At 64.8% G+C, this 14,635-nt stretch carries 9 protein-coding genes; 2 read left to right on the top strand and 7 right to left on the bottom strand.

What is annotated here, in order from left to right; translation table 11 throughout:
• Nucleotides 1-110 precede the first annotated feature (110 nt).
• The 5 genes from ACWKY3_RS04840 to ACWKY3_RS04820 form a co-directional block, all read right to left on the bottom strand.
• Complete coding sequence (locus ACWKY3_RS04840) at nucleotides 111-2,549, bottom strand: FAD-binding protein (RefSeq protein WP_449315293.1); 2,439 nt, start codon at nucleotides 2,547-2,549, stop codon at nucleotides 111-113.
• 144 nt (nucleotides 2,550-2,693) lie between these two features.
• The gene (locus ACWKY3_RS04835) at nucleotides 2,694-4,001 is read right to left on the bottom strand and encodes a hypothetical protein (protein WP_449315292.1); all 1,308 of its coding nucleotides are present in this window, start codon (nucleotides 3,999-4,001) and stop codon (nucleotides 2,694-2,696) included.
• Nucleotides 4,002-4,099: 98 nt separating this feature from the next.
• A complete protein-coding gene (locus ACWKY3_RS04830) occupies nucleotides 4,100-6,076 on the bottom strand; it encodes an FAD-binding protein (RefSeq protein ID WP_449315291.1) in 1,977 nt (658 codons plus the stop codon).
• Between the two features lie 119 nt (nucleotides 6,077-6,195).
• Entirely contained in the window at nucleotides 6,196-7,521 is a 1,326-nt protein-coding gene (locus ACWKY3_RS04825; RefSeq protein WP_449315290.1) for a GHKL domain-containing protein, read from the bottom strand.
• A complete protein-coding gene (locus ACWKY3_RS04820; protein ID WP_449315289.1) occupies nucleotides 7,521-8,243 on the bottom strand; it encodes a LytR/AlgR family response regulator transcription factor in 723 nt (240 codons plus the stop codon). Before ACWKY3_RS04820 ends, ACWKY3_RS04825 begins: the two co-directional genes overlap by 1 nt.
• 302 nt (nucleotides 8,244-8,545) lie before the next feature.
• Here ACWKY3_RS04820 and ACWKY3_RS04815 point away from each other — a divergent pair, with 302 nt between their 5' ends.
• Complete coding sequence (locus tag ACWKY3_RS04815) at nucleotides 8,546-9,985, top strand: response regulator transcription factor (protein WP_449315288.1); 1,440 nt, start codon at nucleotides 8,546-8,548, stop codon at nucleotides 9,983-9,985.
• 70 nt (nucleotides 9,986-10,055) lie between these two features.
• Here the strand turns inward: ACWKY3_RS04815 and ACWKY3_RS04810 are convergent, their stop codons facing one another.
• Complete coding sequence (locus tag ACWKY3_RS04810) at nucleotides 10,056-11,624, bottom strand: FAD-dependent oxidoreductase (protein ID WP_449315287.1); 1,569 nt, start codon at nucleotides 11,622-11,624, stop codon at nucleotides 10,056-10,058.
• A 332-nt stretch (nucleotides 11,625-11,956) separates the two neighbouring features.
• Nucleotides 11,957-12,382, bottom strand: coding sequence for a TOBE domain-containing protein (locus tag ACWKY3_RS04805; RefSeq protein WP_449315286.1), 426 nt, complete (start codon nucleotides 12,380-12,382; stop codon nucleotides 11,957-11,959).
• A 315-nt stretch (nucleotides 12,383-12,697) separates the two neighbouring features.
• Between ACWKY3_RS04805 and ACWKY3_RS04800 the strand changes: the two genes are divergently transcribed.
• Nucleotides 12,698-13,669: a substrate-binding domain-containing protein gene (locus ACWKY3_RS04800; RefSeq protein ID WP_449315285.1), complete on the top strand. Its 972-nt coding sequence runs from the start codon at nucleotides 12,698-12,700 to the stop codon at nucleotides 13,667-13,669.
• The last annotated feature ends 966 nt before the right edge of the window (nucleotides 13,670-14,635 follow it).

Here is a 14,635-nt window from a genome sequence, read left to right as displayed (position 1 = left end):
GGGCCAGGACGCGGTCCCGGGTGCGCGAGCTGCGGACGGCGCGGCGGCTCGTCCGCATGCGATGTCGAAGGGGGCAGGGGAGGGGGCCGCCCCCTTCGAGCGACGTCCTTTTACGCGCCGGCCACGTACGCGGCCGCGTTCGCGCCTGCAAGCCGCCCCGACGTGAACGCCCAGCCCAGCGCTACGCCGCCGTACTGCGCGTAAGGCTCGAGGTTCGTGTACAGCACGCCGCCGCTGTCGTTGCCGCAGGCGTACAGGCCGGCGACCTTCGTGGAGCCGTCGGGCTTCAGCACGTTGAGGTCGGTGTCCACGTCGAGCGCGGCGATGGTGGCGTACGGCGCGGCGTCCGCCTTGACGGCGTAGTAGGGCGGTCGGTTGATCTGGGACACCAGCGTCTCCTTGCTCTTGCCAAACTCCTCGTCCACGCCGCTTTCGCAGTAGCCCTGGTATCGTTTCACCTGGTCGGCGAACGCGTCGGCGGGAACCCCCATCTTCTTGGCCAGCTCTTCGAGCGTGTCCGCCTTGAACACGTAGCCTTTGGCCTCGGCCGTCTCCAGCACCTCGTAGATCTGCGGGATGGGTGTCATCTGCGGATAGCCTCCCTGCCCGAACACCTTGGTGGAGCTTTGGAACGCGCCCTCTTTGCCGGGGTAGCCGTTCTCGGCGAGGCCGTCCACGTAGTCGCCGCCGTAGATGGCGTACCAGCTGGGGCCTCCCGCCCAGAACGCGAACGTGCCGCTTTCGTTGTAGTGGCGCACGCCGTCGATGGCGCTCACCTGCAGGGCGCTCGCGTTGATGCCCATCATCATGGGGATGTCGTTCAAGGACCACACGTTCTGCTCCTGCATGCGCTCCTCAAGGCCGTCGCGGTAGTAGCAGGGATACTCCGTCAGGTAGTCGGAGGTGGTTTTGAAGTGGATGCAGGGCGACATGTCGATGTTGTACGTTCCGGCGCCCTTGTCGATGGCCGAGGCTATCATCGCGCCCTTGTTCTGGTGCATGCCCCACAGGTGCCAGCGCGCGGCCAGCGGGTACTCGGGGTTCTGCAGGTGCTTCTCCAGCATGTCGCCATTGCCGCAGAAGCCGCCCGTGCACAGGATGACGGCCTTCGCGTTGATGGTGTATTCGGTGCCGTCCACGTGGTTGCGCGCCTTGACGCCCGCCACGCTGCCCGACGCGTCGTCCAGCAAAAGCTCGTACGCCTCGGTTTCCAGCAGGTACTCGCCGCCCAGGGCCTTGAAGTCGGCGATGATGCGGTCGTAGTACTGGCCGACGGAGGTGGAGCGGTCGCCGAAGGTGTAGTCGGGGTACTCGGCGGCGTAATCGACGTCGTCTTCCATGTTGGACTTGTACACGTACTGCTGCTTGCACAGCCAGGTGCTTGTGCCGAAGCCCTTCATCCCCCGCGTGAACACGAACCCGTGGTCGAACTGCAGCCAATCGACCGTCTTGCCCGACTCGTCCATGAGCAGCTTCACGCAGTCGGGTTTGCAGGGCGTTCCCTTGGAGTAGTTCGCCATCCAGTCCGCGTAGAGGCTGTCGTAGTCGCACCACGGCTCGCCGTTGTTGTACTTCTCCAGGTAACGGGGCGCGTTGATGCTGAACGGCTCGCCGGCGTTCGCCGCGGTGCCGCCGTACTTGCCGGCGGTTTCCAGGCCGAGGATGCGCACCTCCTTGCCGGCCGCCGCAAGCGTCTCGGCCGCCGACATGGCCGCCGCGCTGCCCGCGCCGCCCAAGCCGCACACCACGATGTCGTAGTCGAGCGTCTGGGTGCCGCCCTGCTTGTCCGCACGGCTGTAGAAGCGGTGGATGGCGGTGCCGTTCGCCCCGCCTGCTTCGAGCGCTTTCTTGAGGGCGTCTTCGGTGGCTGAGCGGATGCCGGTGCTGGCGCTTGTGGCCCCCGTCACCGCGTCCACCGTCACCGACTGCTGCTCCACCATGCGGGGGATGAGCAGGTCCTCGGCCGCTTTGAGGATGAGAGGCTCTTCACGGTTGAGCTTCTTGTCTATGACCTCGATGGATTTGAGGCTGGTCTTGTCCACCTCTATCTTGACGCGGACGGGCTCTATCCAGTCGAATCCGCGCGCCTCGCCCACGTAGACGCCGGGGCGCATGGTTGTCTCGCCGGGCTCTTCGAGTGCGCCTGCTTGGATAAGGCAGTCCTCGGTCGCGCGGAACACGGCGCGGCTTGTGGCGGTGGCGCCCGTCACGGCATCGACGCCGTCGAGGCCCTTCGCCTCCAGGATGCGCTCCTGCAGCACGCGGGCCGCCTTGCCGCCCCGGTCGGGCGTCTCGCCCATGTCGGCAATCGACACCTCCTCCACCAGGCCGCCTTTGACGGAGATCTTCACGGTCACGTCGGCGAGGAACCCGTGCGACGACGCCTCGTACGTGCCGTCCTTCGCCTGCGGGGCGCGCTTATCGCCCGCGCTTCCCGCCGTGCCCTCCGAGCAGCCCGCAAGCGTTCCGCCGACCGCTCCCGCGGCCCCGACGGCCGCGGTGAGCGCCGCGCCCTTGATGAAGCTGCGTCTGTCCATGCTCGTCCTCATAACCCTCCTCCTTCGTTGCGATGCGGACGGCCCGATGCTAGGCGGCAAGGAAGGGAGCTGCATCCTCACAAAAGGAGGATTTTAACATTGTGCCTGATGATAGGGACGAAGATTGCAGGGGGCAGGGTGGTGCGGTTGGACACGCTAGGACTCGAAAAGGGCCAAAGCCCGCTCCAGGTCAGGGTCGCCGACCAGGTGGCTCGGTGACCACTCCGCAGGAAGGTCGGGCACGATGCCCCGTCCGTTGACCCGCTCTCCCCTCCAAGCTTCCAGGCTGAGCGCGGCCGGGTAGGTGACGGTGTAAGCCGCGTCGAGGGCTACCGTGAGCGGGAGCGTATGGTCGAGGGTGCCGCGCGTCGGACGCCCCACGACCGTCGATCGGGTAGAGAGCTTGGCGATGCGCACGAGGTTTTCCGCCGTGCCGGCCGTGGCGATATCGGCGAGAACGGCTACAGGGGTCTGCGGCCATTGGGGCTCGATCAGCGTTCGCGCTCCATTCGCGAGATCTATCAGCCGAAAGTCCTGTCCGGTCATGGTGCGGATCTTGGCGGCTTGAGCTCGCGTTTCCTCGGCCTCGGTGAAAAGGCCCTGCGATTCCATAGCCTCGGCACCCGCCGCAAGCGCGTCGGCCGTCATGCGGCAGTTGTTCGGCGAGCACCAGAGGTAAAACGGCCCGAAGCCGGGCAGTTCTTCGAGGCTTGTCGCCCTGTCGACGAGCAAAGGCAGCAGGGCCAGCGCGTCGTCTTCGCTCATGCTGGTCGATTCGCGCAGGTCGATGACTACGCTGCGCGGTTTTGCTTTGGTGCGGTCGTCCTGCAGGAGCGCTGGGAGCGGCTCGCTTGTCCCCGCGCCGGGCCGGACGACCCACACGCCGTTTCCCGCGTCTTCGACCAGGGAGGCCCGGTGCGGGGATGCGCTCCGGAAGTGCTGTGTTTTCAAGCGTTCTGCGTGACCGTTGCTGCGGCGAACGTCGAAGTGCCGCGAAAACGCCAGCGCAACGTCCCAGATCTCGTGGGCGGCCTCGCCGCGCCGGTCGGAAAGGACATGCGCCGCCTGCTGTGCGAAAGCGGGAATGTCGTATCCGTTGACCGCGACGATGCGATCGCCCGCTTTGACGCGGGCGTCCTCCCACACCTGGGTGACGACCAGCTCGTCCTCGAAGCGGCGCGCCGCAAACCCGCAGTTCAGCGCTTCCGGGTAAAGCGCCGCCCTTTCAAATCCCAAAGTTGCCGCGCCGTCCCCTACCGTCCCGAGGTACTCGACGGCGTTGCGCACGAAATGATCCTCGTACAAACGCGACATCAGAGGGACCCGCTGCTCGAAGTCAATGCGGTCCAAGTTCGCCTGAAACGGAGCGGCCATACGGGGGGTCACTGTCTCGCATTCGGCGTAGTCGTGCTCCATGATAAAGGCGAGCGTGTGGAATGACTGGTTGTTGAAACGCTGTTGCATGGCGTCGCTCCTTTTTGCAGCGGGGGCTTCGTCCAATCTTGGAGGGTGCGCGCGAAGAGGGTCTTCGGCGCGACCCCTCCAAGATTCGAAAGCCTCTTCTATCCGGCGATCTTGGCCCAGGCGTTCGCCACCTTGGCGCCTGCGGGGTAGCCATGCGGGTTCTCCTCGCCAGGCGTATGTTCGTCGCCGTGGCAAGGTTCGCAGTCCTCAACACCTTCCAGTTCTGGCGGTATGGCGTCGGAGCCGCCCGTCTCGGTTTTCTCGGGCGGCGCAACGACCTTGCTCAGCTCGTCGTCCAGCGCCACTTCCACGGCACGGTAGCCCATTGTGACGGCCATGCCGTGCGAGCATCCCATGAAGACGGTGGGATAGGTTCCGTAGTACCGGCTGCCCTGGTTGTTGCCAGCGCAGAACAGGCCGGGGATGGGGTACATGTTCTCGTCGAGCACCTGGGCTTTCCCATTCGAACGCAGGCCGGTCACCATCATGAACGCCGACGGCTGGCCGAGATACGAAGCGTAGAACGGACCTTGTTCGAGCGGGAACATGCGCTCCGGGTTTTTGCCGAAGTCCAAATCCACGCCTCCATGTGCCAGCTCGTTGTAGCGTTCGACCGTGGCCAGGAACGTTTCCTTCGGCACGCCCATAAGTTCGGCCAGCTCCTCAAGGGTGTCGGCCTTGTACGTGGCAGCTTGCTCCACCTGCGCGGGGCTGATGGCGCCGCAGGTGTTCGTCGTGTCGCTGAAGCCCACCTGGTCGAGGCTCTCCTTGTAATTCCAGAGTATGGCGTGGTTGGAGTTGAACGCGTGGATTTGCTCGGGCCATTTCGCATCGAAGATCTGGAACATCTCCATGTCGGGGCATTGGAGGCCCTTCACGCTCATGAGGTCGCCGGGAATGTCCTCGTTCATGAAGCGCTCGCCGCGATTGTTCACGAACAGGAACGGGTCGCAGCCGAGGGCGCCTCCGAACGAGTGCGTCATGGTTACATGGCCGCCCTGCTCGATGCTGGCGCCGGCCCACAGGCCCATCTGAATGCCGGAGCCCATGTTCGCCGGGTTGCCGAGGGCGTCCTTGCTTCCGTACATGAAAGCGGAGTAATTCATGGAGTCCTTGGCGTAATAGCGGCGCATCTCCTCGTTGCCGGCGTAGTCGCCACAGCACAAAATGACGCCGCGCTCTGCGTTCAGACGGATGATGTTGCCGTCAACGTCCTCGGCGAACACGCCGGTGACGCGGCCGGACTCGTCTTTGATGAGCTGACGGCCCCAGGTTGAGAAGCGGCACTCGCCGTTGTCGGACGCCTCGACGGCGTCCACGATAAGCTGGTAGATGTCGGAAAGGCCGTTTGTGAGGATGACGTCACCCGGATACTGAGGATAGTCCTGCTGGTCGGGATCGCATTCGGGATTGAAGGGATAGTTGTGCACATAGGCCGAGATGGTGCCGTCCTCGGTGATGCTCTCAAGGCCCTGTTCCGCAAGCGTTTTGGAGCCATCGAAGACGACGATATTGGGAGCGACGTCTATGAACCAGTCGGTGATGCGGCCCGAGTTATGGGTGAAGTACTGCCAAATCGTCTGGTCGGGCATCTGCATGCACAGCTGCATGAGCTTGGTGACGGCAGCCTGCTTGCTCTCTTCGCTCAACTCGCCGCAGAATTGCTTGGCTATGGGCGAGTTCACGCCATGCAGATGGGAGGATCGCCCGTTGAACGTCTCGTTCTGCTCGATGGCCACCACGCGGCAGCCGCTTTCGAGGGCCGCCTTGGCGGCAGCGCAGCCTGCGGTGCCCAGGCCCACAACAACGATGTCGGCGTCCACCTCCTCGTCCCACGTCTCGTAAGGCTCGGGCGGAATGAGAAACGAAGGAACGTACACCCCGTTTTCGTCGATATAGGCCTTGCGTGCGGTCGCGCCCTCTTCGGTGCCGGCGTCCGAAGCCTCCGCGCCGGATTCCTGGGACGCTCCCTTCGGCGCGCATCCCGTGGCGGATAGAGCCACCGTGGAAAGCGATGCGGCGCCCACGGCGCCCATGGCCGCGGTGAGGAATTGCCGGCGAGAGAAAGTGCTCATGATGTCCTCCTTGTCCCCGTCCCACCGTGCGCGTTTGGCCAGGTGGGATCTTCTGCGCGGCAGCGTTGTCGCTGCTGGCGGCATAATAGGGAGGAGAAACGCGCTCCCACAAGACGCTGTTACTTTCTGGGCGCGTTTTGTCCCAAACTGGGCATCGGAATGGAGATGCAGAGTTCGAAAGCGCCGCCGATGTCGCTGACGCTGATGTGGCCGGCGCAGCGACGCGCGCAGCGCTCGATGGCTTCAAGCCCATAGCCGTGGGCGAACGCATCCCCTTTCGTGGTGAGGTAGCGTCCCTCGTTTTTCTTCCGAGGACCCTCGTACCAATTCGACACCACCATGACAAGCTGTCCGTTCAGCACGGTTGCCTTGGCTCGAACGACGCGGCGCTTGGGGTCTGCCACCTGCGCCGCCGCTTCTATGGCGTTGTCAAACGCGTTGCCCACCATGCAAATCAGATCGATGTCCCTGATGAAATCGCAGTCATGGAGGTCCATGTAGGTGTGAACCTCCACGCCCATTCCCTGGGCGTGGGACGCCTTTTGGGCTATGCAGGCGTCGAGGGCGGTGTTTCCCGTACGAGGCTGCATCTCGTGGTAACGCAGCGTTTCGTCAAGCTGCTCGAGCATGGGCGCTGCCCCGAAATCCTCGGCTTTCTTGGCGTCTATCAGCGGGCGCACGTGCTTGAAGTCATGGTAGAGGCGCCTCATCTGCTCATCGTGGGCGAGCTTCTGCTCGTACATGCGCCGCTGGCTCGCAAGAGCCCACTCCAGGCGCTCCATGGTGAGACGCGCCTCCGAATAGCCGGCAAGCTCGACAACCCAAAGAATTGCCACGAGCGCCAAAAGGCACAGCGTGACCACGAGGGCGCTTGGGCTTGCGAAGAAATCCGCGACAGGGCCCACTTCGTCCCGGTTGAACGCGAGTATGCTCACCGTTGTCGGCCAGAGAAGAAGCATGAGCAGCGCCTGGGGCCAGCGGACAGCCGTTGCCATGAAGGCTCCGACGCGCTGGCGGCAGTACCTTGCGAAGACGGCTTTCGCCGCAAGCGCCAGCGAGACGCTGACGAGGGATGCCCAGACAAGGTTGTAGCCAAACGCGAAATCCATCATCTTGTACGTTGTGGACACAATGATGGAGGCGAACGATGCGTACACGACCGCAAAGAGCAGCGCCTCGCGGTCCCTTGTGCGAAAAAGGCCGAAAATGATCCCTGCCAACAGCAGCCCCACCACGGGAAGCTCCAGAAACGCTTCGCGGCGAAAAGCGAGCTTCAAGGCCATATAGGTGACGGTGACGGCTGTGGCGACGCAAATCCAGACGGACCGAGAGAAGGCCCGACGGCGGGCAAGCGGGCTCAAGGCCCAGAAAAGCAAAGGGACGTCCACGCTGAGATTGAGGTAGTACAGCGCTTCGATGGCAGCGGCGCTCGCGCTTCCGGGCATCAGAGCTGCGCTCCCATGTAAGCTGTGAACGCCGCCAAAAGATCGCGACGCCGATGCTTGCTCACAGGGAGTGCCTCCCCCGTGGTGAGCAGCACCTCGGCTTTCCCGACGCTGCGCACGAATGCGAGGTTCACAAGGAAGGCGGAGTGGATGCGAAAGAATCCATCTTCGGCAAGCTCGTCTTCCCAATGACTCAGCGAGCTGCGATTCGCGATGGCGCGCGCGGTAGTATGAAACACCACGCTTTTGCTGGCGCCCGTTTCTATGTAGCTGATTTCGCGGCGCCTGAGAACCGCCACGCCCGCCGCGCTCTTCAAGCAGATGAACGCCGCCTGATGCCTTCGCTCAATCTCGGGGAGCAGTTTGCCTATCTCCAGAGCCAGCTGGCCTTCGCGCACGGGCTTCATGATGTAGCGGTAGGCTCCCGCCGAGTATCCCTGCGGAGCATATTCCAGGTAATTGGTGACCAAGACCACGGTGCAGCCCTTGTGCCGGTCGCGGATGAGTTTTGCAAGCTCCATGCCGTCCATGGCGCACCCCGGCATCTCTATGTCGAGAAAGGCGAGGTCGAAGCGCGATGGGTCCGCAGCCAAAAACTCTTCGGGCCTTGCGAATTCCAAGAGCTCGGATTCGTAGGCGGCGTCTGTGGAAACCGTCCGGTACGCGGCAACAAGCTGCGCCCGCTCCTTCGCATCGTCATCGCAAACGGCGACATGGATCATGGCAGCGGCCAACCCCCTCCCAGCAGCTCTGCCCTCGGTTCGCGCAGGGCGGAGGCGTTGCCGGCGCGCTCAACGGTCCCGCGAATCCTGCAAGGGGATGTCTGTTCAACCTCGTCGGCCAACTCCGCCATTCGCACCACCTTCTCGCGTTTCGCTCACTATAGCAAAAAAGTCATACTCTCGTCATACTCTTGACAGGGGTGAGATCGGGCGAGGCCTGCGAAAGCATGGCGTGTTGGATTGCCGCGATCCGAGTGCTATGCTGCATACGGCTGTATGCGGGTTGGGAGGGGATTAAGGGTATGCAGCGAGGGACGACGTGGCGAACGAGGGCGTTGGTGGTTGCGGCCATCGTGGGCTTCGGATTCTTGCAGGGCGCGCGCCTGCTCGATTTGGGTACGGGGCCGTATTCGCCCGAGCCGTATGCGGTCGCAGGCATCGCGGCCGGCGGCCTCACGTATCTGGGTGTGGCCGCGCTTTCGTACATCGGGCGTCTTGATCGGTCGTTTCCACTGTTTGTGGGCGGATGTTGTGCGCTCGTCCTACGGGTGGCGCTCTCTGCGGATCCGCAGGCTCACGCCACTGCGCTCTTGGCGGCTCAGCTGACCGGCGGCATGGGATGGGCGCTTTCCATCCTCTGCTGGATGCAGGTGTTCGCAAGTTATCGTCCCAGCTGGGCGGTGCCCATGATAGCGGCGGGATACGTAGTGGACACCCTGCTCGTGCCGCTAACCGACATGCTTTTCCCAACGGCGCGCGCTGCCGTGTTCGTGGTGGTGCTCGTCCTCTCGCTCGTCCTCCTCGGCGTCTGCATGCGTGCGGACGAGTCGGTGGCGCGGGTCATGATGCCGAAGGACGCGCCGGCCACTTCGATGGCCGAACTCGCCGCGCGCATGCGGCGCGCCATTGTCGGCGCCGTGGTGTTCTCGGCGACATGCGGGTTTGTCGTGCAATTGGACATCGCGGAGGGGATGCTGTACGCGCAAACCGCCGCCACGTCCGTTCTAGGTGTGATCGTGTCGTTCTCGCTGTGCTTGGGGTTGACACTCGTTCGACCTCGAAAAGCCGACATAGATCTTCCCTATCCCGTGTGCGCCGCTGCGCTCATGTCAGTGCTTGCGTTTCGCAACGTGAACCCTGCCGACACTGCGTGGGTGGGGCCGTTCATGGTGGTGCTGCTCTTCACGTTTCTCTGTCTCACATGGATGGCGTTCACGAGCGAGGCTTATGAGCGCAAACTGCCCTCGCTGTTTCTGTTGGGGACGGCTGTGGGGTCATCGCAGCTCGGCATTGCCGGAGGACGCGCGCTCGCCGCGACCGATCTGGGCTTTCTGGCTTCGACCCGACTCGACGTGACGTTCACCATGCTCGTCTGGTTATTGGGCGTGGCGGTTGCCGTCATGTTCGCAAGCTACCTCCGCATGTTCAAGAAAAGCCGGCAACTGCGTTACAAGGACATCCCCGACGAGACTTCGGAGCCTGCGGATTCCGTCGAATCGATCAACGCGGCCGCCCTCGATCTTTTGCGGAGGACTTTTGGCTTGTCCGAGCGGGAGTTCCAGGTGGTCGACGAGTTCTCGTCAGGGCGAAGCGCGCGCTACATTGCCGATCACCTCGTGCTCTCCGAGCATACGGTGAAAACCCATCTGCGTCGTGCGTACGCGAAGCTCGGCGTGCATTCCCGTCAGGAGCTGCTCAACCTCATCGAGAGCATGGAAACCGCCGTTCATCGACAGCGGTGAACGGCGGCGGGATGGGGCCGCCGGACATGTCTGGCGGCCCCGCAGGCGCGGCCTGCGAAAACGGGTCGCGCTACGCGCCCGCGCTTTCCGCAGCGACGTTCTTGCCGGCGATGCGCCCGAACGCGATGGCGCTTGTCTGCCAGTTTCCGGAAATGGTGATCTCTCCCAGCGGGCCGCCGGTGCACATGCCGGCGGCGTACAGGCCGGGGATCGCAACGCCGTCGAGGTCGACCACGCGCGCCTCGGCATCGGTTTCCAAGCCGCCGTGGGTGTACATGTCGCGGCAGGTCTCGGCCGGGCCGGCGTAGAACGGCGCCTGGTCGATGGGCGTCATGTGGTGCGGGTCCTTCCCGAAATCCTCGTCCACGCCGGTGGCGCAGAACCCGTTGTAGCGCTCGATCTCGGCCAGCACGGCGTCTTTCGGCGTGCCGAAGACCCGCTCCATTTCGCTTGCCAGGCCCTCAAGCGTGTCGGATCGCACCATGTAGCCCCCCGCGACGAACTCGTCCAGCTGCTCGACGGAGAATTTCGTGGAGCCGGTGGGGTCGGGCAGATGGCGGCCGTCGACGACGGGGTAATACGTGTTGCCCGGCAGGTCGATGATGTCGAGGGCAATGGCGCCGCGCGACTTCCCCTCGTCTGTGAAGCGCTTTCCCTCGGGAGAGATCAGAATCTGGTTCACCGCGCGGGTGAGGCCGGCGGGCGCCACCTTGTCGGCCATGACCTCGGGCACCGAGTAGTACGGGTCGAACATGATGTACTCCATGTGTCGGACCGCCGCGCCCTTGCGCTGGGCGGCGCGAATGGCCTCTCCCGTGTAGGGGCCGTACGGCATGCCGAACGCCGACAGCGTGGAGGCGCACTCGCTCACCAGGCTGGGAACGGGCTTCATGTGGCGGGGGATGAGCACTTCGTCGTCGGACCAGGGGCCGGTGCAGATGACCACGCCTTTGCGCGCCTTGATGCGCGTTCCCTCGTCGGAGCAGACCACCCCCGTCACCCGGCCGCTCTGCTCGTCGCGCACGATGTCGGTCAGAGGGGTTTCGGTGAGGACGCTGCCGCCCGCCGCTTCGATGGCGGGCAAAAGCTTCGCCGTCAGCTCGCCGGCGGTGGCGGTGATGTACTTGCCTTGGCCGTGGCGTCCGTCGGACACGCGCAGCGATCCTTTGAACTCGCAGCCGTGCTCGATCATCCAGTTCAGGCAATTGGCGGAATCGTCGCAGTATATCTTCGCAAGCGCTTCGTCGGCGGTTCCGTTCGACACGCGCAGGGCGTCTTCGAGCATAAGCTCGGCGCTGTCTTCCACGTCGTCGAAGTTCTGGGGAAGGTGGAGGGACGAATCGAAGGCGCAGTACTGCTCGCACACGCTGGTGATGCCGCCGGCCAGCTTCTCCTTCTCGATCATGACAACCTCGCAGCCCGCTTCGAGCGCGGTCATGGCGGCGGCCACCCCTGCGGCTCCCGTCCCCACCACGATCACGTCCGTCTCCTGGTCCCAGGACTCCTTCGATGCCGACGCCCCCGAAGCCTGGCCGGCGCATCCGCCGATCGCGGCTGCGCCCAGCAGCCCCGCAGCCCCGACTCCGGCCCCTTTCAAAAAGCTCCTTCTGGACATTCCCTGCGCAGCGGCGCTTTTCATGACGCTCCCCTTTCCTTGTTCGTCGTTTGTCGCGGCGTTTGCCCGCGCGTGCTTCTTCGGCGGCGGCCTTGACCTTCCCGCCGACGGGAACTATGCGCTCTAAAGCGAGGGCCGCTGTCGCACGAAAGGGGGATCGTCTGTCGCACGATTCGTATGAATTTTGCATTATGCCTGATGGAATGGGGGTGACTGGGCGTTCCTCTTCGGTGCTGCGACTTGGGTTGCGCGGTTTGCGGAGGACCCCTGAGCGCGCGAAGGCCGCGCACGGGGCGCGGCCTTCGGGGATGCGATGCTGCTGCGGCCAAAGCCGCGCGAGGGAAGGGGGAAGGGGGTTACTCCACGCCCACCATGACGTCGGTGGACTTCACGATGGCGAGCGCCTTGCCGCCCTCGGCCAGACCCAGCTCCTCGATGGCCTCGTTCGTGATGGAGCCTTTGATGCGGGCGCCCTCGGCGGTCTCGATGGTCACATGCCCGTTCACGGCGCCTTCCTTCACGGACACGATGGTGCCGGCGATCTGGTTGCGCGCGGAGATGCCCTGGATGCGCTCGGCGCCGGCGGCGAACATCACGCTGCTGGCCTTCACGATGGCCACGGCGTCCATGCCCTCCTTCAGGCCCAGCTCCTCGATGGCCTCCATGGTGATGTCGGCCTTGACCTGCGTGGAGCCCAGATCGATGGCGACCACGCCGTTCACGGCGCCCTCGGCGATGCCGGCGATGGTGCCCTTCAGCTGGTTGCGAGCGGAAATCTTCATGATGCGTCCTTTCGGTTGGCGCCGGTGCGTCCGGCTGGGTTTTTCGGGGCCGCGTTCTTTTGCGGCTCGTTCTTGACGATGCGCAGTATGGCAGGGGCGGGGGCGGCGGTGAAGGGGGTTGGCCGAAACGTGCTCCGTTCGTGTCGTTTCGTTCTCTTTCGTTCATTTTCGCATCGCGGCGTGTGATGAGGTTGTGAATGCGCGCGTTCCCAACGCGCCCGGAAAGCATTATACTTATTAGAGCATATTTCTATTTGAGCATCATTGGAACAGAAGGCGGGAAGCTTGGCGGGGCAGGGCGGGGAAGGAGGGGCCATGCGCAACGACGATGCGCTGACGGCCGACGAGGTGGCGGGGCTTTTGCAGGTCAGCAGGAGCACGGTGTACAAGTTGGTGAAGGCCGACGAGCTGGCGTCGTACTTCATAGGGCGCAAGATGCGCTTCACCATGGCCGACGTGGAAAGCTACATCTCCCGCTCGAAGCGCCGTGCCGTCGCGGGGCCTCGGGTCGCCGAAGCGCTCGAAGGCGCCGCCGCGCAGGCTCCTGCGCCGGCCGCCGCGTTCCCCGCTCCCGTTGCCGCGAGCGCGGGTGCGTTCGTCCTTGCCGGAAACGACCTGGTGGGCGATATCCTGGCGAACTACCTGGCCGCCACGGGCGCCGCGGTTGACCGCGTGTACGAGGGCAGCTACAACGCGCTGGTCGATGTGTACCGCGGGCGGGCGCATGCGGCGCTTGCGCACCTCTACGACGGCGAGACGGGTTCCTACAACGTGGAGGCCGTCAAGCGCCTTGTGCCCGGCACGCCGGTGAAGGTGGTGCGCCTCGTGCGCCGCCGTCAGGGGCTCATCGTGGCGAAGGGCAATCCGAAGAACCTGCGCACCTGGGAGGATTTGCTGCGGCCGGGCGTGCGCCTGATCAACCGCGAGCGCGGCTGCGGCTCGCGCATCCTGCTGGACGAGCAGCTCGCGCGACTCGGCGCCGACTGCGCGTGCATAGAGGGGTACGGGCGCGAGGCGAACACGGCGCTTTCCATGGCCTCGTTCGTAGCTCGGGGCGCAGCCGACGTGGGCATTGGCGCCGAGCGCGTGTTCCACCAGGTGGAAGGCGTGGACTTCCTGCCCTTGCAAAACGAGTGGCTCGACATCGTGCTGGCGAAGCGCCCCGGTTGCGAGCGCGCCTTGGAGGCCCTCGCCCGCTTGACGCGCACCCGCCCCTTCCGCGAGGAAGTGGGCGCCATCGTGGGGTACGACTCCTCCCGCATGGGTGAGGTGGTGTACGAACGGTAGCGCCCGTGCGCCCGTGGCTGCAAACGAAGCCCTGTGGCACGAATCGGTCGCGCCGCCGGTCGAACCGGGATTGACGCGAACCTGTGTTGGTTGGATCCCGACCCGAGCTTCTCTGGCCGGGTGCGGCGGAAGGATCCCGCCCCGACGGGCTGGGGCCTTCCGGGCGCCCCGCGCGCGGCGGCTCGACCCATGCCGACGGCGGTTTGGCAGAGGGCCGTTCGTAGGCTGGCCCGGCGGGAGCCCGCGCCGGCCAGGCCTTGCCCGGCGTCCGGCCCGGCCTCGGTTGATCCTGGTTTCCAACAAAGAGACAGAGAGTTCGGCCCGAAGCGGCACGAATCGCGTCTTGTGCATAGGTTTCTCCGCCCGAGGCGGCCGCGCCGCGCCTTCCCGTCGGCAAAACGCCAGGTCGCGAATCCTCGGCGCGGGCCTCCACCTCCCAGATCTATGCACAGGACGCGTTTTCTGCCACTTCGGCGCGCTCTCTCTGCTAGACCAGGATCAACCGAGGCCCTCCCCCCCCGCCGGGCAGCACCTTGCCCGGCGGGCGGGGAGGCCTTGCCCGGCGCCCGATCAGGGAAGGCTTGGCTCGAGATTCGGCAAACACCGGCTCGTGCCAATGGTGGTTTGGCAAAGAGATTTTGACCAGACGAGCGTCGGCTCTCTGTTAAACCGGCGTTGACGCGGACCCCGCCGGAGGGGGTCGGCGAGGGGCCGTTCGCAGGCCGGCCGCAAACGACGCCCTGTGGCGCAAATCGGGCGCGCCACCGGTCGAACCGGGAGCCGCGTTTCGGTAAAACCCCTGATGGCGAAAATTCTGGCGGCTTCAATCCGCCTCAATCAACCGACGGGCGTGCCACAGGGTGCCATTTGCGGCCACGGCCGGAGCGGGGCCCTTCGCGTTGAACCTGCTGGGCTTCCTTGGGGCGGAGCTTCCTTGGCTCAGGGCGTCCTTGCCCTTCGCGCCGA

The organism is Rubneribacter sp., from assembly GCF_965361815.1.
This window is presented reverse-complemented; position numbering and strand designations above follow the sequence as displayed.